The sequence below is a fragment of the Alishewanella sp. WH16-1 genome (assembly GCF_001441695.1).
GTDB classification, from domain to species: Bacteria; Pseudomonadota; Gammaproteobacteria; order Enterobacterales; family Alteromonadaceae; genus Alishewanella; species Alishewanella agri.
The window spans coordinates 1-26,219 of the sequence record NZ_LCWL01000141.1 but is presented as its reverse complement, the minus strand read 5'-3'; the positions used below and the strand labels follow the sequence as shown (position 1 = coordinate 26,219).

General features: G+C 49.3%; 26 protein-coding genes. 8 read left to right on the top strand and 18 right to left on the bottom strand.

The features are described from left to right. Nucleotides 1-1,206, top strand: a 1,206-nt coding sequence (locus AAY72_RS14800) for a GGDEF domain-containing protein (protein WP_156411345.1), incomplete at its 5' end; no start/stop codon positions are given. Here the strand turns inward: AAY72_RS14800 and AAY72_RS14795 are convergent. Continuing rightward, the gene (locus AAY72_RS14795) at nt 1,194-1,625 is read right to left on the bottom strand and encodes an OsmC family protein (protein WP_057788554.1); all 432 of its coding nucleotides are present in this window, start codon (nt 1,623-1,625) and stop codon (nt 1,194-1,196) included. The two genes, AAY72_RS14800 and AAY72_RS14795, sit on opposite strands and share 13 nt — an antisense overlap. A gap of 192 nt (nt 1,626-1,817) precedes the next feature. Here AAY72_RS14795 and AAY72_RS14790 point away from each other — a divergent pair, with 192 nt between their 5' ends. Together AAY72_RS14790 and zapA are read left to right on the top strand one after the other, a co-directional pair. Continuing rightward, complete coding sequence (locus AAY72_RS14790) at nt 1,818-2,024, top strand: hypothetical protein (RefSeq protein ID WP_008983511.1); 207 nt, start codon at nt 1,818-1,820, stop codon at nt 2,022-2,024. Continuing rightward, nucleotides 2,021-2,284 carry a cell division protein ZapA gene (zapA, locus tag AAY72_RS14785; RefSeq protein ID WP_057788552.1) on the top strand — a complete coding sequence of 88 codons (264 nt, stop codon included), beginning with the start codon at nt 2,021-2,023 and terminating at the stop codon, nt 2,282-2,284. Before AAY72_RS14790 ends, zapA begins: the two co-directional genes overlap by 4 nt. 20 nt (nt 2,285-2,304) lie before the next feature. Here the strand turns inward: zapA and AAY72_RS14780 are convergent, their stop codons facing one another. From AAY72_RS14780 to zwf, 9 genes are all read right to left on the bottom strand, one after another. Continuing rightward, a complete protein-coding gene (locus AAY72_RS14780) occupies nt 2,305-4,002 on the bottom strand; it encodes an NAD-dependent malic enzyme (protein WP_057788550.1) in 1,698 nt (565 codons plus the stop codon). A 57-nt stretch (nt 4,003-4,059) separates the two neighbouring features. After that, the gene (locus AAY72_RS14775) at nt 4,060-4,905 is read right to left on the bottom strand and encodes an HDOD domain-containing protein (RefSeq protein WP_008983508.1); all 846 of its coding nucleotides are present in this window, start codon (nt 4,903-4,905) and stop codon (nt 4,060-4,062) included. 190 nt (nt 4,906-5,095) lie between these two features. After that, nucleotides 5,096-5,563, bottom strand: coding sequence for a Dps family protein (locus AAY72_RS14770; protein ID WP_057788547.1), 468 nt, complete (start codon nt 5,561-5,563; stop codon nt 5,096-5,098). A 163-nt stretch (nt 5,564-5,726) separates the two neighbouring features. Continuing rightward, nucleotides 5,727-7,325 carry an ABC-F family ATPase gene (locus tag AAY72_RS14765; RefSeq protein ID WP_082629002.1) on the bottom strand — a complete coding sequence of 533 codons (1,599 nt, stop codon included), beginning with the start codon at nt 7,323-7,325 and terminating at the stop codon, nt 5,727-5,729. Nucleotides 7,326-7,456: 131 nt separating this feature from the next. After that, complete coding sequence (locus AAY72_RS14760; RefSeq protein WP_057788543.1) at nt 7,457-8,101, bottom strand: bifunctional 4-hydroxy-2-oxoglutarate aldolase/2-dehydro-3-deoxy-phosphogluconate aldolase; 645 nt, start codon at nt 8,099-8,101, stop codon at nt 7,457-7,459. Between the two features lie 3 nt (nt 8,102-8,104). Continuing rightward, on the bottom strand, nt 8,105-9,073 hold the full coding sequence (locus AAY72_RS14755) for a glucokinase (protein WP_008983503.1): 969 nt from the start codon (nt 9,071-9,073) through the stop codon (nt 8,105-8,107). After that, nucleotides 9,066-10,898: a phosphogluconate dehydratase gene (gene edd, locus AAY72_RS14750; RefSeq protein WP_057788541.1), complete on the bottom strand. Its 1,833-nt coding sequence runs from the start codon at nt 10,896-10,898 to the stop codon at nt 9,066-9,068. Before edd ends, AAY72_RS14755 begins: the two co-directional genes overlap by 8 nt. A 9-nt stretch (nt 10,899-10,907) precedes the next feature. Further along, entirely contained in the window at nt 10,908-11,597 is a 690-nt protein-coding gene (gene pgl, locus AAY72_RS14745; RefSeq protein WP_057788539.1) for a 6-phosphogluconolactonase, read from the bottom strand. Nucleotide 11,598: 1 nt separating this feature from the next. Further along, the gene (gene zwf, locus AAY72_RS14740) at nt 11,599-13,068 is read right to left on the bottom strand and encodes a glucose-6-phosphate dehydrogenase (protein ID WP_057788537.1); all 1,470 of its coding nucleotides are present in this window, start codon (nt 13,066-13,068) and stop codon (nt 11,599-11,601) included. 302 nt (nt 13,069-13,370) lie between these two features. On the opposite strand from zwf, the gene AAY72_RS14735 reads away from it, so the two are divergent. Then, entirely contained in the window at nt 13,371-14,228 is an 858-nt protein-coding gene (locus tag AAY72_RS14735; RefSeq protein ID WP_057788535.1) for a MurR/RpiR family transcriptional regulator, read from the top strand. Nucleotides 14,229-14,342: 114 nt separating this feature from the next. Next, nucleotides 14,343-15,779 (top strand): pyruvate kinase, encoded by a 1,437-nt coding sequence (gene pyk, locus AAY72_RS14730; protein WP_057788534.1) that lies wholly within the window; start codon nt 14,343-14,345, stop codon nt 15,777-15,779. Nucleotides 15,780-16,112: 333 nt separating this feature from the next. On the opposite strand, the gene AAY72_RS14725 is transcribed toward pyk, so the two are convergent. Beyond that, nucleotides 16,113-17,084, bottom strand: a complete 972-nt coding sequence (locus AAY72_RS14725; protein ID WP_008983497.1) for a DMT family transporter — start codon at nt 17,082-17,084, stop codon at nt 16,113-16,115. 173 nt (nt 17,085-17,257) lie between these two features. On the opposite strand from AAY72_RS14725, the gene AAY72_RS14720 reads away from it, so the two are divergent. Continuing rightward, nucleotides 17,258-18,253, top strand: a complete 996-nt coding sequence (locus tag AAY72_RS14720; RefSeq protein WP_057788532.1) for an ATP-dependent 6-phosphofructokinase — start codon at nt 17,258-17,260, stop codon at nt 18,251-18,253. A gap of 87 nt (nt 18,254-18,340) precedes the next feature. Here the strand turns inward: AAY72_RS14720 and AAY72_RS14715 are convergent, their stop codons facing one another. The 4 genes from AAY72_RS14715 to AAY72_RS14700 form a co-directional block, all read right to left on the bottom strand. Beyond that, nucleotides 18,341-19,159, bottom strand: a complete 819-nt coding sequence (locus AAY72_RS14715) for a LytTR family DNA-binding domain-containing protein (protein WP_057788530.1) — start codon at nt 19,157-19,159, stop codon at nt 18,341-18,343. Beyond that, nucleotides 19,152-20,243 carry a sensor histidine kinase gene (locus tag AAY72_RS14710; RefSeq protein ID WP_008983494.1) on the bottom strand — a complete coding sequence of 364 codons (1,092 nt, stop codon included), beginning with the start codon at nt 20,241-20,243 and terminating at the stop codon, nt 19,152-19,154. Before AAY72_RS14710 ends, AAY72_RS14715 begins: the two co-directional genes overlap by 8 nt. Before the next feature lie 128 nt (nt 20,244-20,371). After that, a complete protein-coding gene (locus AAY72_RS14705; RefSeq protein WP_057788528.1) occupies nt 20,372-20,839 on the bottom strand; it encodes a DUF962 domain-containing protein in 468 nt (155 codons plus the stop codon). A 107-nt stretch (nt 20,840-20,946) separates the two neighbouring features. Further along, on the bottom strand, nt 20,947-21,351 hold the full coding sequence (locus tag AAY72_RS14700) for an acyl-CoA thioesterase (RefSeq protein WP_008983492.1): 405 nt from the start codon (nt 21,349-21,351) through the stop codon (nt 20,947-20,949). A 172-nt stretch (nt 21,352-21,523) separates the two neighbouring features. Between AAY72_RS14700 and AAY72_RS14695 the strand changes: the two genes are divergently transcribed. Then, nucleotides 21,524-23,305, top strand: a complete 1,782-nt coding sequence (locus AAY72_RS14695) for a M61 family metallopeptidase (protein ID WP_057788527.1) — start codon at nt 21,524-21,526, stop codon at nt 23,303-23,305. Between the two features lie 108 nt (nt 23,306-23,413). Here the strand turns inward: AAY72_RS14695 and AAY72_RS14690 are convergent, their stop codons facing one another. The 3 genes from AAY72_RS14690 to AAY72_RS14680 form a co-directional block, all read right to left on the bottom strand. Next, nucleotides 23,414-24,259, bottom strand: a complete 846-nt coding sequence (locus tag AAY72_RS14690; protein WP_057788525.1) for a M23 family metallopeptidase — start codon at nt 24,257-24,259, stop codon at nt 23,414-23,416. Further along, on the bottom strand, nt 24,219-25,079 hold the full coding sequence (locus AAY72_RS14685; RefSeq protein WP_057788522.1) for a 6-carboxytetrahydropterin synthase: 861 nt from the start codon (nt 25,077-25,079) through the stop codon (nt 24,219-24,221). The genes AAY72_RS14690 and AAY72_RS14685 overlap by 41 nt, the downstream gene beginning before the upstream one ends. Nucleotides 25,080-25,190: 111 nt before the next feature. Continuing rightward, nucleotides 25,191-25,448 (bottom strand): hypothetical protein, encoded by a 258-nt coding sequence (locus AAY72_RS14680; protein WP_008983488.1) that lies wholly within the window; start codon nt 25,446-25,448, stop codon nt 25,191-25,193. Between the two features lie 199 nt (nt 25,449-25,647). Between AAY72_RS14680 and fabA the strand changes: the two genes are divergently transcribed. Beyond that, nucleotides 25,648-26,160, top strand: a complete 513-nt coding sequence (gene fabA, locus AAY72_RS14675) for a bifunctional 3-hydroxydecanoyl-ACP dehydratase/trans-2-decenoyl-ACP isomerase (RefSeq protein ID WP_008983487.1) — start codon at nt 25,648-25,650, stop codon at nt 26,158-26,160. Nucleotides 26,161-26,219 lie beyond the last annotated feature (59 nt).

Here is a 26,219-nt window from a genome sequence, read left to right as displayed (position 1 = left end):
TTTGTGGGGATCCCTCAGCCGGCTCGCTTTGATCAACAGATACAGCGGTTTATAAGTTATGGCACCAACGATGGCCTACCGGATCTCACACTGCAACGCAATGCACATAGCGTCGCGGCAGATGGTACCCTCTATCTGGGGACAGCTAATGGTACCGTCGTCAGCAAGTTTGATCCTGATACGGAGCGACTATCCGTTCCTAACGTCAAACTGAGTAAGGTACTGATTGATGGCGCTAATTACACTATCCAATATTCAGGTGAGGTTTCAGAGATTAATTTGGCGGCGGATTACCGAGAGTTAGTACTGGGTTTTTCGGTATTGGACTATCGGGAACCAGAAAAAAACACTATCCGTTACCGTTTATTAGGGCTATCCTCCGCCTGGAGCAGTGCCAGTCGTAACAGAGAATTACGCTACGTTAATTTACCCGCCGGTCAGTATCAGCTGGAAGTTGAAGGCCAAAATAGTCAGGGGATAACTTCTGCTTCACCTCTACGCATCAATATTCAGGTCGCCGCCCCCTGGTGGCAGTCTCCGCTGTTGTGGATTATAGGTATTTTGCTATTACTGCTTAGCATCAGTGCCATCATCTATTGGCGTGAATTAAGCCTGAAACGGCGAAACGCAAAATTAGCATTATTGGTTACTGAGCGTACCCAGGCGTTAGAAACGCTGACTCAACAACTGAAGCAACGCGCTGAACACGATAGCCTGACCGGATTATTAAACCGATCAGGTTTTGGTGAGCGCTTTAACCTTTTACGCTCGCAAGCCTGTCGACAAACTATTCCGCTCAGCATAGTGTTAATCGATCTGGATCACTTCAAACGCTTCAATGACCAGTACGGGCATGCTGCCGGTGATTTGGCCTTACAACACTTTGCGGCGTTACTGCAACAACGGCTGCGCGAAAGTGATCTCTGTGGGCGTTGGGGCGGCGAGGAGTTTATTCTGGCGCTAAGCGATTGTGATGCCACTGGCGCGAAAAAATTCTGCGAAGACTTATTAACCACACTGCAGCAGCAACCCTTTACATATCAGGACAAGCCATTATGTATCAGTGCAACCTTTGGTATCGCAGCGCTGGCAACCAGCACAGACTCACTGGAGCAATGGGTTAAACTGGCAGATCAGGCCTTGTATCAGGGGAAAGATCAAGGCCGTGGTTGCGCGGTTATTGCCAGCTTAACTTATGCCAGTTGATGGTTCACCACTGTGCCATTCAGCAAATTATCGTGCAACGGACAACGGGCGCAAACTTCATCTAAAAAGCGTTGTTTCTGCTCAGCATTCAGATCGGCGTCTATTTCTGCACTGATACGAATTTGCTGAAACCCCGCGCGGTCAGCAGTTGGCTTACCCATTAGTGCCTCCGGGTTGTAATCGCCGTCAACCTTAATTTTCATTCCTCGCAGCACGATTTTCTGTTGAAACGCAGCAATACGCGCAATGGTTGCAATACAGCCACCCACAGCAAACAGCAACATCTGCAAGGGTGTTGGCCCCAAGCCACTGCCTTTGGCATTAACAGGCTGATCAATAAATATTTGGTGATCACCAAGTTGTGTTGTTATCGCAAACCCCTCACCCATTTCACTCTCGACACTAACTGTTTTAAGCATATCGCCCCCTGTTTATTAAGCTGGCCTAATATAAATGATTGCTACCACTGCTACCTGATTTAGATCAACAAAGTGGCTATCACGGCAAATTGCCGAGATAACCAACATTCAGCCGCCTAATGGCTTGTTTTACTGGCAATCTGGCGGGCCTTTGATTAGTGTAGCGCCTTTTCACACTGGGTCGGAGCTATGATGACTACCACAACGTTATTTGAAGAGTTACAAACTGCGGTTAAACAACTACTAGTTAAGAATCAAAGGTTACAACAGGAATTGACAACGCTTAAAGAACAGCACGAGTTGGTTCAACTGGAGCTGATGGAAAAGGAAGAGCAACAAATACAGGTCGAACAGCAGGTCCGGCAATTATTAGCGGAACTTGCACCTAACAACGGATGAGTGAGCCGAATTTTATGCTGCAGATTGCCGGACGTCACTACCGCCTGAAAGCGACAACAAATAGTAAGCTGACACTTGAACAAATCAAAACCGAGCTCGAACAGCGACTGACAACCGCAGCTGCACAATCGCCACTCGCTAATCGTGACCAGTTATTGGTGTTGACCGCCGTGAATCTGGTCGCGGAGTTATTGCAGCAACAGACACTTGAGCAGCAGCAATTACACACACTGTTAACGACGATCAGGCAAGCAGACTAAGCTGCTACGCCGTATCGTGATCAATTACTGGTTCTACGGTATTGCCGGTATTCCGGGCGCCAGAAATTATCTTCAATTCTCTGTTGCAGAGCATTATCGTCCAATTCCAGCGCTAAGCCTTGCTGCATAGCAACCCTGGCAACCGCAAAAGCAATTTTCTTACTCAGTGCGGCCAGCTCGGTAAAAGGTGGTAACAGGCCACCTTTACCAGTATTAGCCAGTGGCGAATTCGCAGCCAGCGTTTCACTGGCAGAACGCAGCATCTCGTCAGAAATTAACCTTGCCTTAGCCGCAATAACACCCAAGCCAATCCCGGGGAAAATATAGCTGTTATTACACTGTGTAATCAAATAGTCACGTCCCTGGTAATGAACCGGTTTGAACGGGCTACCTGTTGCAATAATCACCTGTCCGTCGGTCCATTCAATTACCTGTTCTGGCGTGGCTTCGACTTGTCGTGATGGATTACTTAATGGAAAAATAATCGGTAATTCACAGCCCTTTTTCATAGCCCGGATAATCTGCTCAGTAAATAAGCCCGCCTGGCCAGAAACACCAATTAACACCGTTGGCTGGGCGCAATACATAACATCTAATAGGCTTGGATAGTCACCACTGAAGTTCCAGCCAGCAATTGCCGCCGCAGATTGTTGTAAAGCTTGTTGGAAATCCCGTAGATCAGGCATACCTTCAGTCAGCAACCCAAAACGATCCACCATATAAATTTGGCTACGCGCCTGTGACTCTGCAATGCCTTCGGCAACCATTTGACTGATAATGGCCTCTGCAATACCACAGCCGGCCGAACCCGCGCCAACAAACACCACTTTCTGTTGATGTAACGGCACCCCTTTACTGCGACAGGCGGCCAGTAAAGTACCAACGGTTACTGCAGCCGTACCTTGAATATCATCATTAAAACAGCGTACCTGATCACGATACCGTTGCAGGATCGGCATCGCGTTAGGCTGAGCAAAGTCTTCAAACTGAATAATCGCTTCAGGCCAACGCCGTTGCACAGCGGCGATAAACAGCTCGATAAACTCATTGTACTCATCCTGAGCAACCCGCGGTTGGCGCAGCCCCATATACATAGGATCGTCTAACAGCTTTTTATTGTTAGTACCCACATCGAGCATGACAGGTAAGGTATAAGCTGGGCTGATACCACCACAGGCCGTATAGAGCGACAATTTACCGATGGAAATACCCATACCACCAATACCCTGATCGCCTAACCCTAATACCCGCTCACCATCTGTCACCACGATAACCTTTACTTTGGCTTTAGTGGCGTTGCGCAGCACATCGTCCAGGTTATAGCGATCCTGATAGCTAATAAACAGGCCGCGGGCACTGCGATAAATATCAGAAAATTGTTCACAGGCATCACCCACTGTCGGGGTGTAGATAATCGGCAACATTTCTTCTAAATGCTGTTGCACCAAGCGGTAGAACAAGGTTTCGTTGTTATCCTGAATGGCACGTAAATAAATATGCTTATTAATGGCGTCGTCGAAGCTGCGGTATTGCTGATAACAGCGGCTTACCTGTTCTTCAATGGTCTCATAGCGTGGCGGTAATAAACCGGTCAGGTTAAAGGCTGCGCGTTCTTCTGCTGTAAAAGCGCTGCCTTTATTAAGCAATGGTGTTTCCAATAAGGCTGAACCGGCATAACCGGTATAAAGAGGCCGTTTCTTATTTATAATAGCTGACATGATGAAATCCGTATTAACAGAAGACAGCCGGCCTGTTGGCCGGCTAGATAGAAGATTTTAATATATAGTGCTGATCCGTGGATTAAGAACCGATAGCACAAATAAGCCCTCGGTATTACAAAAATCAATAGACTTCAACAGATCCGCCTGAGTAAGCTGCAACAACTCCAGTAAAAACGGGTCGACAAGCTTTTTAATATTATAAAGTTCGGGATGTTGATTCGCCAGGGCCAGTCTTACCGCCAGATTAACTACCAGCTCCTCATTCGAGCGGGTGGTATATTGGCAGTTATGTTGTAAGGCAACCGGCTCAACAATAGCATCGGGTAATTGCCATAAATTCAACAACTCAGCACCACAGGCAGCGTAACTAAAGCCTAAAACTTTTTCCTGTTGCTGCCAGGGTTTAATTTCAGTTGTATATTGCTGGCAGTCACGCGCCAACTCCGGCTTTTGTTGTGCCACAACTAACTCGCCAACGTTATGTAACAAACCCGAGACATAAGCGCGATCAGCATGTTTGAGGCCAAGATGCGCAGCCAGATAACGGGCAATTAAAGCCGCGTTGACACTCTGCTCCCAAAACCGATCCAAATCGATAGCATTGGTATTGACCTGGCTACAGGCAGAGCTGATACCAATACTGAGTATCAGGTTATAGACCTGATTTTTGCCCAGAACTAATAATGCCTTACTAACAGAGTCAACTTGGTACGGTAAACGGTAAATTGCAGAATTGGCAAGTTTCAGCAGTTTGGAGGTTAATACCGGATCGAGCAGAATGACTTCGGCGATATCATCCAGATTAGCCGTGTCAGATTCCATCAATTCCCGCACCCGGAAATAGCTGTCGGGTAATGAAAACAGCTCTACAACATTCTGCGCGTACTGTAACGCATTCATTTTAGCCTCTCCGGTTTGAGTCTGGACGCCTTCACTACACAGGCGTTACGTTAAGTGTTGCTTGACTCGGGGATTTTACAAGGTTTTGCTAAAAATTCTTAGTGCTTTTTAGTAAAGCAGCGACATAACCCCGGAAAAGTACATGTAAAACAGGGAGCCAAAGCTCCCTGTTATCTATGCAATAAAGTGATTAAGCGACCAGGCTACGCAACATCCAGGCATTTTTCTCATGAACTGTCATACGCTGAGTCAGTAGATCCAAGGTCACTTCATCTGAAGCGCCATCGGCTACCGGTACGATAGAACGGGCGGTTTTGGCAATCGCTTCCTGCCCTTTGACTAAGTCTTTAATCATCTCTTCCGCAGATGGAATACCATCGGCTTCTTTCAGGTTGGTCAGTTTGGCGTATTCTTTATAAGAGCCAGGGGCAAACTCACCTAAAGCACGGATCCGCTCGGCAATATCATCTACCGCAACTGCCAGCTCGGTATATTGGGTTTCAAACAAAGTGTGTAAAGTTTGAAACATTGGGCCTGTTACGTTCCAGTGGTAGTTGTGGGTTTTTAAATACAAGGTGTAAGTGTCAGCAAGTAAGACCGATAAACCGTGAGCAATGGCTTTACGCTGTTCTTCATCAATACCAATATTAATCTTCATTAGACACTCCCGTTATATATTCAGGTATAAAAAACAGTAGCATAGATACCTGAGTTTCTGAATTAACCTTTTCACTTATTCCTTGATCTGGGGCCTAAAAATAAAAAAACAACCCCGGTTCAGATCCGGGGTTGTGGTCTAACAAATAAATAGGCTGCAAATATCAGGCTTGCAGTGCCAACTGCCGCGCCAGATATTCGTCGTAACTACCTGCGAAATCGCGAATTTCCTGATCGGTAATTTCAATGATCCGGCTGGCCAGCGATGACACAAATTCGCGGTCATGGCTAACAAACAACAAGGTACCCTTGTAGTGCTCCAGCGCCAGGTTTAGCGACTCAATCGATTCCATATCCAGGTGGTTGGTTGGCTCATCCATGATCAGAATATTTGGTCGCTGCAACATCAGCTTGCCAAATAACATCCGGCCCTGCTCACCACCCGACAACACCTTAACGGACTTTTTAATCTCATCCTGTGAGAATAATAAGCGGCCTAAAATGCCACGGATCGCCTGTTCATCATCCGAAGGTTGCTTCCACTGACTCATCCAGTCAAATAAGGTCATATCTTCAGCAAATTCATGCGCATGATCCTGCGCATAGTAGCCAATATTCGCATTTTCTGACCATTTTACGGTGCCGCTTTCTGGTGTCAGATCCCCAACCAGACATTTAAGTAAGGTTGATTTACCAATACCGTTGGTACCGAGGATCGCCACTTTTTCACCCACCTCAACGGTCAGCTTCAGGTTTTTAAACAGCTTGTGCTCGGTGAAGCCTTTGGTCAGCCCTTCAACTTCTAAAGCCAGACGATAGAGGCCCTTTTGCTGTTCAAAGCGGATAAAGGGGTTAACCCGGCTGGAGGCTTTAACTTCTTCCAATTTAATTTTTTCGATTTGCTTAGCACGGCTGGTAGCCTGACGGGCTTTAGAAGCGTTGGCCGAGAAACGGCTAACGAAGGTCTGCAACTCGGCAATTTGTGCTTTCTTCTTGGCGTTATCGGCTAGTAAACGCTCCCGCGCCTGCGTCGCCGCTGTCATATACTCATCGTAGTTACCCGGATAAACCCGCAACTCACCAAAGTCCAGATCAGCCATATGGGTACAGACGCTGTTTAAAAAATGCCGGTCGTGCGAAATAATCACCATGGTCGAGTTACGCTCGGCTAACACGTTTTCCAGCCAGCGAATCGTATTGATGTCCAGGTTGTTGGTCGGTTCGTCCAGCAACATAATATCCGGATCAGCAAACAGCACCTGCGCCAGCAATACCCGCAGTTTAAAACCCGGCGCCACCGCAGACATTAAGCCATAGTGTTGTTCAATTGGAATACCTACGCCCAAAAGCAGTTCACCGGCGCGAGATTCGGCGGAATAGCCATCCATCTCACCAAAAGCCACCTCCAGATCGGCGACGCGCATACCGTCTTCTTCTGACATCTCCGGATCCGCATAGATCCGATCCCGCTCGGCTTTTACCGCCCACAGTTCAGCGTGGCCCATAATCACGGTATCAATCACTGAGTACTGTTCAAAGGCGAACTGATCCTGATGCAGTTTAGCAACACGGTAATTCGGCTCAACAAAGACATTACCAGCAGTAGGCTCCAGTTCACCGCTCAGAATTTTCATAAAGGTTGACTTACCGCAGCCATTGGCGCCAATTAAGCCATAACGATTACCGTCACCAAACTTAATGGAGATATTTTCAAACAGCGGCTTAGCGCCAAACTGCATGGTTACATTATTGGTAGAAATCACTGCGGGAACCTATTGTTGCTGCCGGAAAAAAGGGGCGTATCATACGCTGTTATGCGGAAAAACTCAAAGTTAGTGCGCCAGCAAAACACAACGGGCCAGAAAAGGCCCGTTGCTGGTTAAACTGTATTACATTAGAGCGCTTCAGCGACTGCCTTGGCGGTAAGCTCAGTGATCTTTGCCCAGTCCTTAGCGGCTACCGCGCTGTCAGGTACGATCCAGGAGCCGCCGACACAACTGACATTTGGCAGGGCCAGATATTCACGGAAGTTCTGCTCGTTAATGCCACCCGTTGGGCAAAACCGGATATCAGCAAAGGGACCATAAATCGATTTTAACGTTTTTACACCACCGGCGGCTTCCGCCGGGAAGAATTTAAAATGGGTATAACCCAAACCTGTGCCTTCCATCAGCTCAGAGATACTGGCGATACCGGGGATCAGCGGAATGCTGGCCTCTTTGCCGGCTTGCAGTAATTCGCGGGTTAAGCCCGGACTGATCGCAAACTTGGCGCCGGCGGCTGCGACTTGTGCCAGTTGTTCCGGATTAGTCACGGTACCAGCGCCAACTACGGCCTCTGGTACCTGCTCGGCTAAAAGCTTAATGGCTTCCAGCGCTACTGGCGTGCGCAATGTCACTTCTAATACTTTGATGCCACCCGCTAGTAAAGCTTTCGCCATTGGTACGGCGTCGGCTAAATCTTTAATCACAATAACCGGTACCACCGGGCCCATTGCAAACAACACTGACGGTTGTAACTGCCAATTCGTAAATGCCATAACTTAACCTGCCAATGTTTGTTTTAAATAGACGGCTGCGCCCAGTAAACCCGGCTGCTCAGCGGTGACGATAAAAGTTGGGATCTGTTGATTAAAGCCCGCGAACCGGCCTTTGGCTTCAAAGCGGGCGCGAAACTCACTGCTACCGAGCAACGGCAGTAACTTGGGTACTATGCCACCCGCGACATAAACTCCACCGAAGGTGCTGAGTGTCAGCGCCAAATCGCCGGCTACCGCGCCTAAACTGGCGTAAAACTGCGCTACTGCATCTTTCGCAAGTTGCGATTGGCCAGATAATGCCTGCTGACCAATCTCACCGGCAGTAAGAGGTGCTACCTCGAGTTTCTGAAAAACCGCCAGTGCCTGATAAATGGCTTCAAGTCCGGGACCTGATAGCAGTCGCTCTGGCGATACATGACCATATTGTGCAGCGAGCTGACGCTGAATAAACCATTCCTGCTCAGTTTGCGCTGCCCAGTCCACATGACCGCCCTCACCTGGTAAAGGTAAAAACTTACCGTCGACCGGGAGTAAATGCGCGACGCCTAAACCGGTACCGGCACCTAAAACTGCCATGGGTTTGCCGGCCTGCGCCTGACCGCCGCCAATCTGGATTTTCTGATCTTCTGCGAGCGCCGGTAAACACATCGCTACTGCAGTGAAGTCGTTCATCACCAATAAGGTGTTTAACTGCAGCTCAGCTTGCATAGCATTGATCGAAAATTGCCAATGGAAATTGGTCATTTTCACGTTATCGCCGTTCACCGGACAGGCAATAGCAATGGCGACGTCTTTAATCGCGGTTAAGCCCAGTTGCTGCTGATAATGTTGTAACGCCGCAGCCAGAGTTGGGAAGTCGGCGCACGGATAAACCGCCACCTGATCCAGTGCCAGCGTATCCAGTGCCACCCTGCTAAAGCGGGCATTAGTGCCGCCGATATCAGCGACAATCGCGAATTGGCGTTCAGCCATGCAGATGCTCCTCCGTGACAAATAAGCTGCAAGCGCCCTGCTCGGCACCGGTTAACTGCAGACGCATGGCACCAAACATCTCGCGGCCCATACCGTACAGGTTATGGCTCAGATCCGCTGTGGCCGGGGTCCGAGCTGCAAACTCAGCGGCATCAACCAATACTTCCAGTTTGCCGGTTTCGCCATCAACCAGCAGCAGATCACCGGTTTGAATACGGGCAATATTGCCACCATCCAAGGCTTCAGGTGTAACATGGATCGCCGCCGGTACCTTACCTGAGGCACCCGACATCCGGCCATCCGTAACCAGAGCCACTTTAAACCCTTTATCCTGTAACACACCAAGTGGTGGCGTTAACTTATGCAGCTCGGGCATACCGCAGGCTTTGGGGCCCTGGAACCGTACCACCACCACACAATCCTTATTCAGTTCACCGGCTTTAAAAGCGGCTTCCAATTCATGCTGACTATGAAAGACCACTGCTGGCGCCTTAACCACTTCGGTGCCAGGCCGTAGTGCTGACGTTTTCAGTACCGCGCGACCGATATTGCCGGATAACACCTGTAAACCACCGGTAGCTTTAAAGGGCTTATCAACGGTGGTTAAGACGTCAGGATCCTGAGACTGCAGCGGTGCATCCACCCAGCGCAACTCACCATTTTCCAGCAGCGGCTGTTGGGTGTAACGACGTAAGCCAAATCCGGCTACCGTTTGCACATCTTCATGTAACAGGCCTGCGTCTAATAGCGTCCGGATCAGGAAAGGCACGCCACCGGCATGTTGAAAGTGGTTAATATCGGCCTGACCGTTCGGGTAAATTTTTGCCAGTAGCGGTGTAGCTTGTGATAACTCCGCAAAATCATCCCAATTCACAATAAAGCCTGCCGCGCGGGCCACGGCAATTAAATGCATGGTATGGTTGGTAGAACCACCGGTTGCCAACAAGCCCACTATGCCATTAACCACCACCTTAGCATCAACCAACTTACCAATTGGCAGGTAATCAGTACCCAGATCGGTCAGGCGGGTCACCTGGCGGGCGGCTGCGCGGGTGAGCTCATCACGCAGCGGCGTGTAAGGGTTGATAAAAGACGAGCCAGGTAAGTGCAGGCCCATCACCTCAACCACTAACTGGTTAGAGTTGGCGGTACCATAGAAAGTACAGGTACCGGCAGCATGGTAGGATTTTGCTTCGGCTTCCAGCAGCTCTTCTTTACCGACCTTGCCTTCGGCAAACAGCTGGCGAACCCGGGCTTTTTCTTTGTTCGGAATACCAGACGGCATTGGACCAGCGGGCACAAACACAAAGGGCAAATAACCAAAACTGAGCGCAGCTAACAATAAACCCGGCACTATCTTGTCACAGATCCCAAGCATCAGGCCGCCATCAAACATATTGTGGGATAAGCCAATAGCTGCCGCCATCGCGATATTATCGCGGCTGATTAGGCTAAGTTCCATCCCCGGCTGGCCCTGGGTCACACCATCACACATGGCGGCGACACCACCGGCAAACTGTGCCACGCTCCCCACTTCGGCCACCGCTTTTTTAATGATCTCCGGGTAGAACTGGTAGGGCTGATGTGCTGACAGCATATCGTTGTAAGACGAGATAATAGCGATATTGGCTTTGGTCAGACTACGCAGATCGCTTTTTTCGGAGGCATTACAAGCGGCAAAGCCATGCGCCAGGTTACCACAACTGAGCGCCCCGCGATGAGGCCCCTTGCGACGGGCTTCTTCAAGCCGGTCCAGGTAAATAGCCCGGCTTTTGCTGCTACGGGCAATAATGCGGTCGGTGACGCGCTGAATAACTGGGTTCATGGTTAACCTCTAACTTGGCGAGTACATCACTGCCATTGGCACGGCAGTTTGTTGTAAAAAAGCCCGAATTGGCATTACTAATTGATCCGTACCAGCTTGCGCCTGCTCCAGTACAGCGAGTTTATTGCTGCCCACCAGATGCAAAAATAGCTGACGACTTTGCAACAATCGCGCTTTACTCAGGGTGATCCGCTGATAAGGCGCTGTGGTCGGGCTGGTGGCCAATACCACAGGGGCATTATCCGCCATGCCGGCCGCTAACTCTGCGCAACACGGAAATAAAGAAGCGGTATGGCCATCTTCACCCATGCCGAGGATCACCGCATCAAAGGTCGGCAACGCAGACAGCCGATTGGCAATAACTGGCACCGCGGCATAAGCATCATTGGCAGAGGCATATAAACTGATAAAACGGGCGCTGGCAGCATGGCGTTGCAACAAGGTATTACGTACTAAACGCTCGTTGCTATGCTCAGCATCCGGCGGTAAATAGCGATCATCTGCCAATAACACTGTTACTTTTTCCCAAGCCAGGGGGGTGTCCGCCAATTTGGCAAATAACACCTGCGGTGTGCGGCCACCCGATACCACCAGATAAGCAGCGCCGCGCTCAGCAATTGCCTGTTCTAAGATGGTGACTAGCTGAGCAGCAAAGGCGTCGTTTAACGCATCGCTGTTCACAAACTGTTGTAGTTGCATCTTACTCATCCCAGTTACGTTCATCGCGCGCCATCATTGAAATGGCGGCTACCGGCCCCCAGCTACCAGCCTGATAGGCTTTTGGCGGTTCATTACTGTCTTTCCAGGCTTGCAGAATGCTGTCAACCCACTTCCAGGCTTGCTCAACTTCGTCGCGGCGCACGAACAAATATTGATTTCCCAACATCGCCTCTAACAACAGACGCTCATAAGCATCAGCGATGCGTTGCGACTTAAAGGTTTCGTCAAAACTTAAGTCTAGCTTGCTCTGCTGCAGTCGCATATGTTCGCCCAGACCCGGGATTTTGTTCATCATTTGAATTTCGACCCCCTCATCCGGCTGCAAGCGGATAATCAACTTGTTGGCGGGCAGATCGCGGTAGGTGTCGCGAAAAATATTGTGCGGCTGTGGTTTAAAACAAATCACCACTTCACTGTGCTTTTTCGGCATCCGCTTGCCGGTACGCAGGTAGAAAGGTACACCGGCCCAGCGCCAGTTATCGATATCCACTTTAATCGCAACAAAGGTTTCGGTTTTACTGTTGGGCCTTGCGCCCTCTTCCTCTAAATAACCAGGCGCCGCCTGACCTGCAACAAAGCCGGCGCTGTATTGGCCACGCACGGTTTTTTCCTGCACGTTGCTCTGATCGATTTTACGCAGTGCTTTTAATACTTTGAGCTTTTCATCCCGAATGCTATCAGCGTCCAGTCGTGCCGGGGGCTCCATTGCAATCAGCGATAACACCTGCAGCAAGTGGTTTTGCACCATATCGCGCATCTGACCTGCATCATCGTAGTAGCTCCAACGGCCCTCTACCCCAACCTCTTCCGCCACGGTAATTTGCACATGGTCGATGGCATTATGATCCCAATTCGAAGCAAAAATGGCGTTGGCAAAACGCAGTGCTAACAGGTTTAACACCGTTTCTTTACCCAGGTAATGGTCAATACGGTAAATCTGAGATTCTTTAAAGTATTCAGCAACCTGGTCATTAATGACTTTAGACGATGCCAGATCGTGACCAATCGGCTTTTCCAGCACGACCCGTGATGGCTCGGCTGCTAAGCCGGCTTCAGCCAGGCCGCGGCATAAATCACCAAAAAGCGCAGGCGGGGTAGCAAAATAGCTGACAGTGATTCTTTTACTCGGCTCAGTAACCGCCGCCAGTTTCTGGTAATCGCTAATCTTGGTCATATCCAGCTGCACATAATGCAGTTTGGCGGCTAATGCCTGCCATACCTTATCGTCTAAGGCTTCCTTCTTTAGGAAACGTACCAGATTGGTTTTAACCAGCTCAACATAACTGCTGCGGTCCAATTCATCCCGGGCAACACCGATGATTTGCGACTGTTCACACAGTAACCCGGCTTTTTCTAACTGATATAAGGCTGGCAGTAACTTACGGCGGGCGAGATCGCCTTTGGTACCGAATAAAATTAAATCACATGCCTGGTTTGGGGTGGTTGTCATAACTCAGCCTATAAAGAAGATGTAATTTTACAACACTTGACCCAGTCTAGCGGACTGAAAAGCGGTTGTAAACGCCAAATAATGTAATTAAATTACAAAATACTGGCTGTTAAGCGTGAATGGATTATTATAATGTAGCCTTGATCGCATTCCGGATAAATTGTGGTAAATTTAATACCGTTTTGTCCGCCAGAGTGAAAGCAGACAACTCAGCTAACAAGGCGTCGTCATAATACGCCGATAAAAACGCACTATAGCATAGCCCTCCTAGCACGGGGACGGACAAGCGCAGGTAACCACGAATGAATGTACTGGAAAAAATCGTAAGCATTGTCAACAACTTTAGCAAGTCTGAGCGCAAAGTTGCCGATGTCATTCTGGCGAATCCGCAGGTGACGATCCACAGTAGTATTGCGGCGCTGGCCAAGATGGCCGATGTGAGTGAACCGACCGTCAATCGTTTCTGCCGCCGCCTGGATACGAAAGGATTTCCGGATTTTAAATTACACCTGGCACAAAGCCTGGCGAATGGCACCCCTTATGTAAACCGACATGTTGAAGAGGAAGATGGCCCTGAAGCCTACACCGCTAAGATCTTTGAATCAACAATGGCAGCGCTGGATACGGCACGTCAGCGGGTCGATATCAGCACCATTAATAAAGCAGTTGATGTGCTGACACAGGCAAAAAAAATCTCCTTCTTTGGCTTGGGGGCCTCGGCGTCGGTCGCTCACGATGCACAGAATAAATTCTTCCGTTTTAATGTGCCGGTAGTCTGCTTTGACGACATCGTGATGCAGCGGATGTCAGCAATAAACAGCACTGAAGGTGATGTCGTAGTCTGTATCAGTCATACCGGTCGCACTAAAAATCTGTGTGAAATTGCCGCTATTGCAAAAGAAAATGATGCCACCGTCATCGGTATTACTGCTTATGAAAGCCCCCTGGCGCGTGAGTGCTCGTTAGTGCTGTCGTTGGATGTACCTGAAGATACCGATCTTTATATGCCAATGGCATCGCGGGTCGCACAGCTGGTACTGATTGATATCCTGGCAACGGGTTTTACCTTAAGACGTGGCAGCAAGTTTAGAGAGAACCTGAAAAAAGTTAAAGACAGTCTGCGTGGCTCACGCTTTGATAAAAAAGATATGTCACTTTAAAGCGTGTTACTGCTCAGACGTGTAATTTATATTCAGATTTAACCTGTATTCTGTAATAAAATTACATTAGACTACGGCACACTATGCCAAGTGCGTCATCAGCGGGAGTTTCTAATGTTAAGAAGAACCAAGATCGTTGCCACCCTGGGGCCAGCGACCAACAGCCAGGCTGTTATCGAAAAACTTATCCAAGCCGGCGCCACTGTGTTCCGGCTTAATTTTTCTCACGGCTCAGCCGATGACCACAAAGCCCGGGCGCAGATGGTACGCGCAGCTGCCGAGAAAGTCGGTGCTCATGTCGCTATCTTAGGTGATTTGCAAGGTCCGAAGATCAGGGTTTCAACCTTCAGAAACAATGCCGTTATGCTGGAAGAAGGACAAGATTTTGTACTCGATGCCAGCTTGCCGAAAGGTGAAGGCGATGAGACTCAGGTCGGGATCGATTACAAACAGCTACCACAGGATGTTAAAGCCGGCGATTTGCTGCTGCTGGATGATGGTCGTATTCAACTGCAGGTAACCGCCGTTGCGGGCGAACGAGTGACAACTACCGTCGTAGTTGGCGGCAAACTGAGTAATAATAAAGGCATTAACCGCCAGGGTGGCGGCCTGACAGCACCCGCCCTGACCGAAAAAGATAAGCGTGACATTATTACCGCCGCTGAAATCGATGTGGATTACCTGGCGGTATCTTTCCCGCGTAGCGGCGACGATTTACGCTATGCCCGTGAACTGGCGGTAGCAGCGGGTTCCGAAGCCCGTATTATGGCCAAAGTTGAACGTGCTGAAGCCGTTGCCGATGATGCGACACTGGATGACATTATTAAAGCCTCAGACGCAGTGATGGTCGCCCGCGGCGATCTGGGTGTGGAAATCGGCGATGCTGAACTGGTGGGTCAGCAAAAGCGCATTATTGCCCGCTCACGCCAGCTGAATCGGATTGTGATCACCGCTACCCAGATGATGGAGAGCATGATCGAAAATCCAATGCCAACCCGCGCTGAGGTGATGGATGTTGCCAACGCAGTATTAGATGGTACCGATGGCGTGATGCTGTCAGCTGAAACCGCTGCCGGTAAATATCCGATAGAAACGGTTAAAGCCATGGTTCGGGTATGTAACGGTGCTGAAAAGCATCCGTCAGTACAAACTTCCAAGCACCGGATGAACCTGTCGTTTTCAGAAGTGAGCGAAACTATTGCGCTGTCGGCAATGTATGCCGCCAATCATCTGGAAGGCATCAAAGCCATTATTACGCTGACTGAGTCAGGTTATACCGCCAAGCTGATGTCGCGTATTACGTCACCTCAGCCAATTTATGCGCTGTCACGTCATACCCGTACTCTGAACAAGATGGCGTTATACCGTGGGGTTTATCCGGCATTTTTTGACAGTACCGAAGTGACCGCAGCCGAACTGGCCGACAAAGCCATCGAAGTAATCCGAAATAAAGCTGGCTTAAAAAGCGGTGATCTGGTCATTATCACGCACGGTGATGTAATGGAAACCGTAGGCGCCTCTAATACCTGCAAGATCGTTACAGTTAAATAACCTCTTGCCTAGGGCGTGTTGACGTTTGCTGCTTAGATTTTGTTCACACTGGCGGCGCTTTGATCGCGAAACGAGGAGCGCAGTTTAGTTATTCTAAATAAGTGACGAGTGACAAAGAGCAAAGCGCCGCCAGCGCGAACCCTTCGGGCAGCGTTTGGCTGGCGTTTCTACTGCGTTATCGCTTATTCATGTAGAATAACTACACATCACAAGCTCTGCCTTGTATAAACACCAGCCAAACAGCTGCAAAAACAAGCAGCAAACGTCAACACGCCCTAAAAGCACCGGCCCCGCTTTGCGGGGCCTTTTTATTTTTAACTAAGTAGCTTTTAGTTACAGCACATCACGCTGCAACTTGCGCACTTTACGTGCAGCGCGGTATTGCACAAATTGCGGCGCTAACGCTGTTAAAGCGGAGCCGGCGACGACCAGACAAGCACCAAACAACGACCAGCCATTTAATAGTTGCGCCTGCACCAGTTCCGGCCAGATCCACGCCAGCAACTTAGCACTGCCAATGGTGATTAAGGGGGTAATAGCCAGCACGGCACTGACTTTAGACGCTTCCCAGTGATGCAATGCTTCGGCGAAGGCACCATAAGCGACGACAGTATTTAAACAACAGAAAACCAATAATCCCCACTGTAAGACACTAAAGTCGATTAGTGGGGTGAGATCCGATACCGGTAAAAATGCCAGCGCGCCGGCAAAATAAATCAGATACATAATCTGCTTCGAGCTGTAGTTTACCAGTAGCTGTTTTTGCGCCAGTGCGTAAGCAGCCCAGGTAATCGCAGCGGCGATAACCAGCAGGACGCCAAAGGTTTCGGTACTGGCTTGCATCAGTAACGTGAGCAAACGCTCGTTAAAAAATAGCAACAAACCAGCGACTAGCGTCCAGGCGCCGATTTTCTGCCACAACAATAAGCGCTCTTTAAATATCCAGATCCCGCCCAGCATCATTAAAAATGGCGCTAACTGAATCACCGTCTGCGCGGTTTCGGCCGTTAAACGATCGAGGCCTGTCAGGTATAAAATATAGTTCAGTAGTAAGCCAACGATACAAATGGCCAGCAGCAACGCCAGCTTTGGCTGTTTTAATACGCCTAACGCGGGCAATTTACCACGTAGCCCCAGCCATAAGCCCACCATCACCGCTGCCGCCAGAAAACGGATTGCCGTAATGGTATTGGCGGTGACGACTTCTAACAGGATTTTTAACGCTATCGGCAGCACGCCCCATAACACAGCCGTGGTTAGCGCCAATAAAAAGCCAACCAGGGTTTTACCGGTAATTTGATGCATCAGACTTGATTCCAAAAAAACACTAACGTTGCGTTAGTTAGCGTATTGTCGCCGATAGCGCAGGTTCTGTCCCGTGCTTTTCGCATTATTGCGACAAATCAAACTAAAGTAGAGATTAATGTTTATACTGCTCTGCAGTGTTCGTGGGTAACAGTTAACTGGAGAGATAGAGAATGGATCGGATCAGACGTATCGGGGTTCTTACCTCTGGCGGTGATGCTCCTGGCATGAATGCCACAATCCGTGCAGTACAGCTCACCGCGGCGGCCTGTAATATCGAAGTAATAGGCTTCAAACATGGCTATAACGGCCTGCTGGAGTCGGAATATAAAACGCTGCTCGGCCATCACGTGCAAAATATTATTCAGCGTGGCGGTACCATTCTAAAAAGCGCCCGTTGCCCTGCACTACAAACACCGGAGGGTCCGGCGCAAGCTGCCGCAACCTTGCATCAATTGGATATCGATGCGCTGATCGTAATTGGTGGTGACGGCAGCTTTCGTGGCGCATTAGAAATTGCCAAACATTATGACGGCCAGATTATTGGCGTCCCGGGTACCATCGACAACGATGTTGACGGTACCGACAATACCATTGGCTATGCAACTGCCATTGATACGGCACTGGATGCCATTGATAAAATTCGCGATACCGCTGACGCCTTTGAGCGGATTTTCTTAGTAGAATTGATGGGCCGCCATAGTGGTTATATTGCGCTCTCAGCCGGTATTGCCGCTGGCGCTGAACAGATTATTTGTCCGGAGTTTGGCCGGTTACAACCTGGTGATTTACGATCGGTGATCACCCCAATTCAGCACGCCCAGCTGCTACTGGGCAAGAGCAGCTATATTATCGTCGTGGCCGAAAACAGTTATCCGGGCGGAACCACCGCACTGGCGGATGAATTAAGCAAGGCCATCGGTATTGAATGCCGTGCCTGTATTCTGGGGCATATTCAGCGCGGAGGCAGCCCTGTTGGTGCCGATCGCATTCTGGGAACTAAATTAGGGGCCTTTGCCGTAGAACAACTATTACAAGGCGCCCATCTGCAAATGGCCGGCGAAGTGAATGGTGAAGCTGTGCTCTACCCGCTTAGTAAAACCGGTGACCGCAAAAAAGCGATTGACCCCTTCCTCGTGCGCTGGCAGCAACAAGTTGGCAGTAGTTAATTGTTGTCAGTTTAAAATTCAGCACAAAAAAAGGTGCGAATTCGCACCTTTTTGTTAAGCAAGCCTTGATTGGCAGCTGGCCAAAACTTAGTGGCTAAATACCTGTTTCACCCTATCTTTATAGCTGCGGCTCACCTTAACCGCCTGACCATTGGTCAGCACCAGCTGATGCTCGCCGTTAGTCAACATTTGCAGTTTAGCGATGGTGTTGACGTTAACAATAGCGGAGCGATGTACCCGCACAAATAAGCGCGGATCTAATTCCGACTCCAGTTCTTTCATCGTCCGGCGCAGGATATGAGTCTGACCATCCCGGGTATGAATACACATATAGTCACCTGCAGCATCAACCCAGTCGATGTCCTGTACCTGTACCCGGGTGATTTCCCCGCTATCTTTAATGCTAATCGCTTCCGGGTAACGATCACTGACCACCGGCTCAGCGTTATCCAGCCGCTCTAAAATCGTATCCGGCTGATCGCCAGTTAAACGGGCTACCGCCGCCGCAAGTTTATCAGTGCGTTTTTGGCTATCGGCCGCATTGTGAAAGGTCAGAACTTTTTCGACCGCAGCTTTTAAGCGCTCTGGCTCCACAGGCTTTAACACATAATCGACCGCCTGCACTTCAAAAGCGTTGAAAGCGTAGTGGTCATAAGCGGTAACAAACACCACATAGGGTAAGCGGATATGCCGTTCCTGCAACGCTTTTAACACTGCAAAGCCATCCATACCGGGCATTTCAACATCTAAGAACACGAGATCGGGGGTTTGCGCCTGAATGGCCGCTATCGCATCCGGCCCGTTAGCACACTCTGCAACCACCTGCAGCTCAGGAAAAGCTGCCAGGCGGACCAACATCCCTTTACGCGCCAGCGGTTCATCATCTACCACTATGACTTTAAGCATCTTTGGTTTCCGTTTGTTCTAATTGTAATGGAATTCTAATATTTACCTTTACGCCGCGCGGCTGATTTTGGGTTAGCACCAGGGCAAAATCATTGTCATACAATGCAGCCAACCGCTCTCGGGTATTTACCAGCCCGACGCCACTGCCCTTATTATCAGCGGTTTTGCTACTATCGACAATCTCGGGTAAACCCGGACCGTTATCTGCGACTTCGAGCAACAAATCATGGCCAAACTTGCGGGTGGTTATCGCAATTTCACCACCGTTTACTTCACGTGCAACGGCATATTTAATCGCGTTCTCAATCAGAGGTTGCAAAATCAGACTGGGTACCAGCGCCTTTTCAGTACCGGGTTCAACATCAATCACTATCGACAAGCGCTCTGAAAACCGAACTTTCTCAATCTCCAGATAGAGCCTGGCAGCATAAATTTCCTGCTCCAGTGGCACCTTGTTGATCGGATCTTTGTATAAAGAATAGCGTAAAAAATCGCTTAACCGGCTTACCATTTTATTGGCAGTATCATTATCATTAATCAGCACCAGAGTAGAAATCGCGTTTAGGGTATTAAACAAAAAATGTGGATTTAACTGATAACGTAACATTTTCAGCTGAGCTTCATGCGCCTTGTTCATCGCCGTCAAGGATTTCTGCTTTTCGGCCTGCAAGGTTTGATAATACTTGATGCCGAAATACAAGCCGCTCCAGCTAAGCATCACATAAAAGGCCGCTGGCGTGTCTTTGATGTAAAGCAACCAATCGCTTGGCCGGTAACCATGACGATAGATTTCCCAGTAATTGAAATTACGGATCACCGTCCAGAACATCGCTATTAACAAAGCGACGACCAGCACGGTCAAAATCATTTTCCACGGCTCCCAGGCCCAGATATGGCGATAGAAGTAACGCAGCGGAATGGTCAGCAACCAGCCGACATAGGCGTCCAGGCTGATTACAATAAGATAAGCATCACGGGTATCGAGTACCAGTGAGCTTAGATAATTGACAATGGCAAAACCCAGCCAACCAAGCGTATGCAGGATCCAGAACTGTCGGTTACGATCTTCAAACAGCTTATTCAAATTTATGCCGAGTCTTCCAAAATCATCTTGTTATTATAAAGCGGCACCGCGCAAAAACCGCTACCACCTGCCGTGTTTAGCCAGACATTAATCGCAAGCTCGTGTGCTGGCAAAACCGGGTAATGATATCAATAACGAATATGCAGGCGCTTTAAGATAAAGCCGAGTAACCAGGCCGGGCCAATCAGCAAAAATGCCAGATCCTGAAAAAAAGACGGCTTTTTACCTTCTATTTTGTGACCAACAAACTGGAATACCCACATCACCACAAAGACCAATAATGACCACTGCCAGATCTGGAGCACACTTTGCTGCTCCAGGGCCCGCAACAGCGTAACTGCCGCCGCAGTAAAAATCGTCATACCGAGGCCAATACTAAAAGACAGTAAAAAGTAAAATACCAGCGCTGGCAGCACCAGCAATAAAGCCCAATTAATGCCCTGCTCAGCGAGGCCGGCAAAGGGCATAGGAATTTGCCACAACAAGCCCAGCACCGTGATATAAATGACAGGCACGGCAAACCAGTGGATCAGTTTATTAGTCGGATGTTGATGGCTTACCGCATACTCGCTAAACCATTGCTCGGCAGTTTTCATAGCAACCTCTTCTTCACGGGGCTTAGAGACAATTTACCTGACGGCACAAATTAACAGCAGCAACATAGCAAGGTCTGGCCAGTTACACAAGAGAACCTTATTGCGATTCATAGATCCCCTAATACCGGTGTTGGTTTGCGATTTTCATCCAGGGCAACAAAGGTAAAACTACCGGAAATAGCTTTATGCTGGTCGTCGTTGTACATATGCTCCACAAAGATATCGACCTGTACCTTGATACTGGTACGGCCAACATGCGCGACCCTTGCCACCAGCTCCAGAATAGTACCGGCCGGGATTGACTCTTTAAAATCGACCCGATCTGAACAAACGGTTACCAGTGGCTTGCGACAAAAGCGGGTGGCCGCGATAAATGCAGCTTCATCCATCCAGGCTAAGGCTTCGCCACCAAACAGGGTATTGTGATGGTTGGTACGGCCGGGAAACACCGTTTTAGTGACACGCGTAACCGCGTATTCGATTCTTTTTTGGATAAGCGCTTCATTTGCCATAACAAAACCTGCCGGTAAAATAAAAATGCTATTATACGGTAAGCCGTAACCTACTGCAGAACTGCCGGTGTATTTTCCGGTTATTTAACCGGCAGTTGCTCCGTTAGCCGGAATAAAACGTCATTTTGGCAGAGCAGACGGTAAACATCAGCGAACACAGCAAAGAGGTAGTATGAACAGCGTCCGTTATCAGGTGCAAATCAGCGATATCAGTGCCCATCAGCTGAGGGTGGAGTTACGTTTTATACCAAGCGCCAGCCAGCATGAACTCAGTTTACCGGCCTGGATCCCGGGCAGTTACATGATTCGCAACTTCGCGCGACACATAATGCAAATTAGCGCCCGCGATACAAGCGGCGAACTCGCTCTGCAGCAACTGGACAAACAACGTTGGAATCTGGCCTGTCGACAACAGGAAGTTACGGTCAGTTATCTGATTTACGCCAATGATTTATCGGTACGCGCGGCTTATCTCGATGATGAAACGGCGATCCTTAATCCGGCGTGCTCGTGCCTGGCGGTTAGCGAGCAAACCCATTATCCGCAGCAATTTGAACTACTACGCCCAGAGTTTCACGTAACCGAAAACTGGCGGGTTGCGACCGCGTTACCCCGTGCTGAGGGCACAGCACTGCTGGATTTTGGTGTTTATCAGGCCACGGACTATCAACAACTGATTGATAGCCCATTGCTGGTCGGTTTATTCACAGTACAGCAATTTGCGGTCGATGGCGTGCCACACTATCTGGTGGTGAGCAGCCAGAATCACTATGACAGCGAACGGTTGCTGGCCGATACCGAACAACTGTGCCAGGCACAGCGGGCAGTTTTTGGTGGTTTACCGGACGATTTACACCATTACTGGTTTTTACTCTGGATCACCGAACACGGTTATGGCGGTCTCGAACATAAAGACAGCACACTGCTGCTATGCAGCCGCCATGATTTACCCGCCAGACAAATGACGGCCCCCGATGACGCCTACCAGACGTTACTTGGCTTAATCAGCCATGAGTATTTTCATACCTGGTGGGTGAAGCGCCTAAAGCCGGCCCCGTTTCATGCTTATCAGCTCTCGCAGGAACAATATACGCCGCAGCTGTGGCTCTACGAAGGTTTTACCTCGTATTTTGACGATTTAGCCCTGATTAAAAGTGGCCGCATTAGCCAGCAAGCCTATTTGACCGCCTTGGAACAACTGGTTACGCGGGTTACGCGAAACCCTTCTGATAGCCGGCAGAGCCTGAGTGATAGTAGTTTTAACGCCTGGACCAAGTATTACCTGCAGGATGAAAATGCCCCGAATAGTATTGTCAGCTATTACGCTAAAGGCGCTCTGGTTGCGCTGGCAGTAGAGGCCGAGCTGCAAGCCAACAATAAGGACCTGAGTCGCTTCTGTCGTGATTTCTATCAGCATTATCTGGCAACGGGTACTGAAGATCGCAGTTTCTTCGACTCGCTCAGTGCAGCGGGTTTTAAAGCGCTGGCCGCGCAGGTTGAAGACTGGGTTTACCGGGCACAGCCTTTGCCACTGGCCGACAGCTTTGCCAAACTTGGCTTAAATCTCAACTGGCGTAGCCCTCAGCACTTTGATGACACTCATGGCACACAGCAGCAAAACGCGCCAGCAACTCTCGGTTGTAGCCTGAAAACGCAAAACGGCCTGGTCACAATACAGCAGCTTTATCTTGACTCAGCAGGACATCAGGCAGGTTTGATGGCTGGCGACCAACTGCTCGCTATAGCCGGTTATAAAATTACCGACAAAAGCCTGCCACAGTTGTTAAAGCGTTTGCCTTATGGCTCGGAACAACCACTGACGATATTTCGTAAAGACCGGTTACTGACGCTGCCGCTCACCTTGCAAGCCGGCAAAGCGCAGGTTGCGATGCTAAGCATCGCTGATGACGCTAAATTACAGCGCTGGTTAGCGCCATTATCAACCAACACCTAACCGATTCGATATTTTTACGCTAAACGATAACGCCGGCAGTTGCCGACGTTAGCATTAATATCACTAAGACATTCTAAGATGGGCGCCTTATCTGTGTGTGATAGAGGTTTAATTTAACGGAATACGTCTGGGTTCAGGCCGATCTGACGCTGGCAGCAACAATTGTGGATCCAGCCGCTCCTGAAACCAGTTAATGCGCCAGTCCAGATGCGGTCCTGTCACTCGGCCGGTGGCACCAACTTCAGCGACTATTGTACCGGCTTTAACCGTATCGCCAACCGTGGCATGAAAGCGATGCAAATGCATAAAGGTGGATGTCACACCCATGCCATGGTCAATAATCAAGGTTAAACCAGAGAAATATAGATCTTCAGCCATTAGCACCTTGCCATCCCAAGGAGCCAGCACCGGTGCGCCAACCGGCGCTGCAATATCCAAACCAAAATGCGGATTACGTGGCTGACCGTTAAAAACCCGCTGACTGCCATATACCCCGCTAATCCGCCCTTCTGACGGCTGAAGTGGCGCACTTAAAAACAGGGTTTTGTCGGTAAAGGTTTGCCGCACCTCTCGTACACGTTTATTGTCGCGGGCGATGCGGGCCCTGACCTCTTGCGGTGGTTCAACATATTTTTGCTCAACGCCGGTAATCCGTTGAATATCGTATTGCCGCGCGCTAAAGCTAAGTGGGATCTGCCGCTGTTCACCATGATGCTCAACGGTTAGCTGATGATTTAGTGTGGCATCACGGCCAATGCCAAATACCACATGTCCCTGTGCACTGACGGCCAGTGGTTTATCGTTAAACCACACTTTGGCCCCTGCCGGAACGGTGCCACGGATCAGGCTACCCTGAGTCAAGTGCCCGTCCAGTATCACTTCAACAGCACTGAGCTGCGCCGGCAGCACCCCATTAAGGGCGCACAGCAACAGCGCCTTTCCCCACACCTTCATAAGCAACCACCTTATATGTCTGCTTGATATTCTGCGCTTTTAGCGTATCCGCAATAAAATCGGCCAGACACTCGACTGTGGTATCACAGGGCACAATTTCGCAATGCGCTTGCGGCATACAAAGCTCAAACCAGCCCTGCGATGCCTGATAACGGAAACTGTAGTCGGTCACTGCTGGCGTTAAATGCTGTAATTGCTGTGGCACAACGAGATCGCTTTGTGTCCCCAGATAAATATCCTGCCAGCGCTCGGCCCATAATTTGTTTAGTTTTGGCGCCAGCATATTGTTTTCATAAATTTGAATGGTCGAACGATGGCCATGGGCAATCCGCTGACAGTTGCCATCGTGCTTTTTCAGACCATGGCTGTAATGATAATAGAAACCGCTGATCGCTTCCGGCCGCAGAGTCAGAACCAGCTGTTCGACATTAGCCGGCAATAATGGCTTGATCTGTTGCTGCAAAAATGCCGTTACAGTGGCTTCGTTGATTTCTGCACCAGGGATCACCGCAAAGGCTTGAGCCGGACACGCTAACTGGATCAGGCCGCGCTCACTCTGATAGCGAACAATGCTCAGGTCATCGCAGACTTGTTGACTAAAAGCCGGACAATCCGCTGCTACAGCTAATTTATGATCGACCAGACGGTCTATCGCCTGCTTAATGACTTTCTTGACCTTGCCAAAATCGAACACCATAGCCGTATCGTCCAGCGCGCCATGCAGCTCGACATCGACAATATAGCTCTCTCCCAGCATACCGCGCTGGCGATGCAGGTAAGAAAAGTCGATAACGGTAAGATCGCGGACAAATAAAATCATGCTGGGTTCCTGACTTGGCAAAAGAAGCTACCACGCAAAGCGTGTTATTAAACGGCAGCTATTATAACGCGAAGTGGCTGCAGCGTCACCGCTGCAGCATAATTCACCGGCTTAACGTTTATGCTCGTTTAGCCAGCTATTCAAAATGCCAATTTGGCCTAATTTATGAGCGGCATACATTAAACGAATGGCATTGCTTAATAAGGTACTATCGTTCCACTGGGTTTTTTCCGCAATTTCCTGATAGCACTGCAAGGCTTCCGGCGTTAAATAGCCGCGCAGCTCTTTTTTACCCGAACCTTTTTGCCGTTCGCGATAGCGCCGCTGTTTCTCAGCATTACTCAGCGCGCTGACCTTCTCATCACTCATAGCACCCTCAACTTATCCACAGCACTCCGGTACCGGTATGACCTCACACCAGATGCTGATGTCAGCTTAACTATACGGAAATTTGTTGCCACCTTCGCCAGTTATCTGCGATAAAATTGGTAAAGTTGTACAAATCGGACTTGTCTGGCGTACAGCTGTTCGCTAAGCTGACGCAGCTTTAATATTGGACTAAACATACATGACTAAGAATAGCTTTACAAAAGAAGATTTAATCGCTTGTGGCAACGGCGAACTCTTTGGCCCGGGCAACAGCCAGTTACCTACTGACAATATGCTGATGATGGACCGCATTATCCATATTTCTGAAGAAGGTGGTTTATATGGCAAAGGCCAAATCATTGCCGAACTGGACATCACCCCGGACTTATGGTTCTTTGGCTGTCACTTTAAAGGTGATCCGGTGATGCCAGGTTGCTTAGGTTTAGATGCAATGTGGCAGCTGGTAGGATTCTTCTTAGGCTGGTCAGGTGGTCCGGGTAAAGGCCGCGCGCTTGGCGTGGGTGAAGTGAAGTTTACCGGTCAGATTCTGCCAACTGCGAAAAAAGTCACTTACACCATCAATATGAAACGGGTGATTAAACGTAAGCTGTTTATGGGTATTGGTGATGGTGTGGTGAGTGTCGATGGTCGTGAAATCTATGCCGCAACCGATCTGAAAGTGGGTTTATTCCAGGATACGTCAAGCTTCTAAGCGCTTAGCCCCTTAAACCAGAAAGCCCCGCTAGTTAACCTGTCTCTTATACACAAATC

Bases quoted from the DNA above. Each gene is read 5' to 3' on its own strand.
- zwf (WP_057788537.1), bottom strand. From the start codon at position 13,068: ATGACAACCACCCCAAACCAGGCATGTGATTTAATTTTATTCGGTACC.
- pyk (WP_057788534.1), top strand. From the start codon at position 14,343: ATGTTAAGAAGAACCAAGATCGTTGCCACCCTGGGGCCAGCGACCAAC.
- AAY72_RS14725 (WP_008983497.1), bottom strand. From the start codon at position 17,084: ATGCATCAAATTACCGGTAAAACCCTGGTTGGCTTTTTATTGGCGCTA.
- AAY72_RS14680 (WP_008983488.1), bottom strand. From the start codon at position 25,448: ATGAGTGATGAGAAGGTCAGCGCGCTGAGTAATGCTGAGAAACAGCGG.
- AAY72_RS14685 (WP_057788522.1), bottom strand. From the start codon at position 25,079: ATGATTTTATTTGTCCGCGATCTTACCGTTATCGACTTTTCTTACCTG.
- AAY72_RS14690 (WP_057788525.1), bottom strand. From the start codon at position 24,259: ATGAAGGTGTGGGGAAAGGCGCTGTTGCTGTGCGCCCTTAATGGGGTG.
- AAY72_RS14770 (WP_057788547.1), bottom strand. From the start codon at position 5,563: ATGAAGATTAATATTGGTATTGATGAAGAACAGCGTAAAGCCATTGCT.
- AAY72_RS14720 (WP_057788532.1), top strand. From the start codon at position 17,258: ATGGATCGGATCAGACGTATCGGGGTTCTTACCTCTGGCGGTGATGCT.
- AAY72_RS14695 (WP_057788527.1), top strand. From the start codon at position 21,524: ATGAACAGCGTCCGTTATCAGGTGCAAATCAGCGATATCAGTGCCCAT.
- fabA (WP_008983487.1), top strand. From the start codon at position 25,648: ATGACTAAGAATAGCTTTACAAAAGAAGATTTAATCGCTTGTGGCAAC.
- zapA (WP_057788552.1), top strand. From the start codon at position 2,021: ATGAGTGAGCCGAATTTTATGCTGCAGATTGCCGGACGTCACTACCGC.
- edd (WP_057788541.1), bottom strand. From the start codon at position 10,898: ATGAACCCAGTTATTCAGCGCGTCACCGACCGCATTATTGCCCGTAGC.
- AAY72_RS14790 (WP_008983511.1), top strand. From the start codon at position 1,818: ATGACTACCACAACGTTATTTGAAGAGTTACAAACTGCGGTTAAACAA.
- AAY72_RS14775 (WP_008983508.1), bottom strand. From the start codon at position 4,905: ATGAATGCGTTACAGTACGCGCAGAATGTTGTAGAGCTGTTTTCATTA.
- AAY72_RS14755 (WP_008983503.1), bottom strand. From the start codon at position 9,073: ATGGCTGAACGCCAATTCGCGATTGTCGCTGATATCGGCGGCACTAAT.
- AAY72_RS14705 (WP_057788528.1), bottom strand. From the start codon at position 20,839: ATGAAAACTGCCGAGCAATGGTTTAGCGAGTATGCGGTAAGCCATCAA.
- AAY72_RS14795 (WP_057788554.1), bottom strand. From the start codon at position 1,625: ATGCTTAAAACAGTTAGTGTCGAGAGTGAAATGGGTGAGGGGTTTGCG.
- AAY72_RS14700 (WP_008983492.1), bottom strand. From the start codon at position 21,351: ATGGCAAATGAAGCGCTTATCCAAAAAAGAATCGAATACGCGGTTACG.
- AAY72_RS14780 (WP_057788550.1), bottom strand. From the start codon at position 4,002: ATGTCAGCTATTATAAATAAGAAACGGCCTCTTTATACCGGTTATGCC.
- pgl (WP_057788539.1), bottom strand. From the start codon at position 11,597: ATGCAACTACAACAGTTTGTGAACAGCGATGCGTTAAACGACGCCTTT.
- AAY72_RS14715 (WP_057788530.1), bottom strand. From the start codon at position 19,159: ATGCTTAAAGTCATAGTGGTAGATGATGAACCGCTGGCGCGTAAAGGG.
- AAY72_RS14760 (WP_057788543.1), bottom strand. From the start codon at position 8,101: ATGGCATTTACGAATTGGCAGTTACAACCGTCAGTGTTGTTTGCAATG.
- AAY72_RS14735 (WP_057788535.1), top strand. From the start codon at position 13,371: ATGAATGTACTGGAAAAAATCGTAAGCATTGTCAACAACTTTAGCAAG.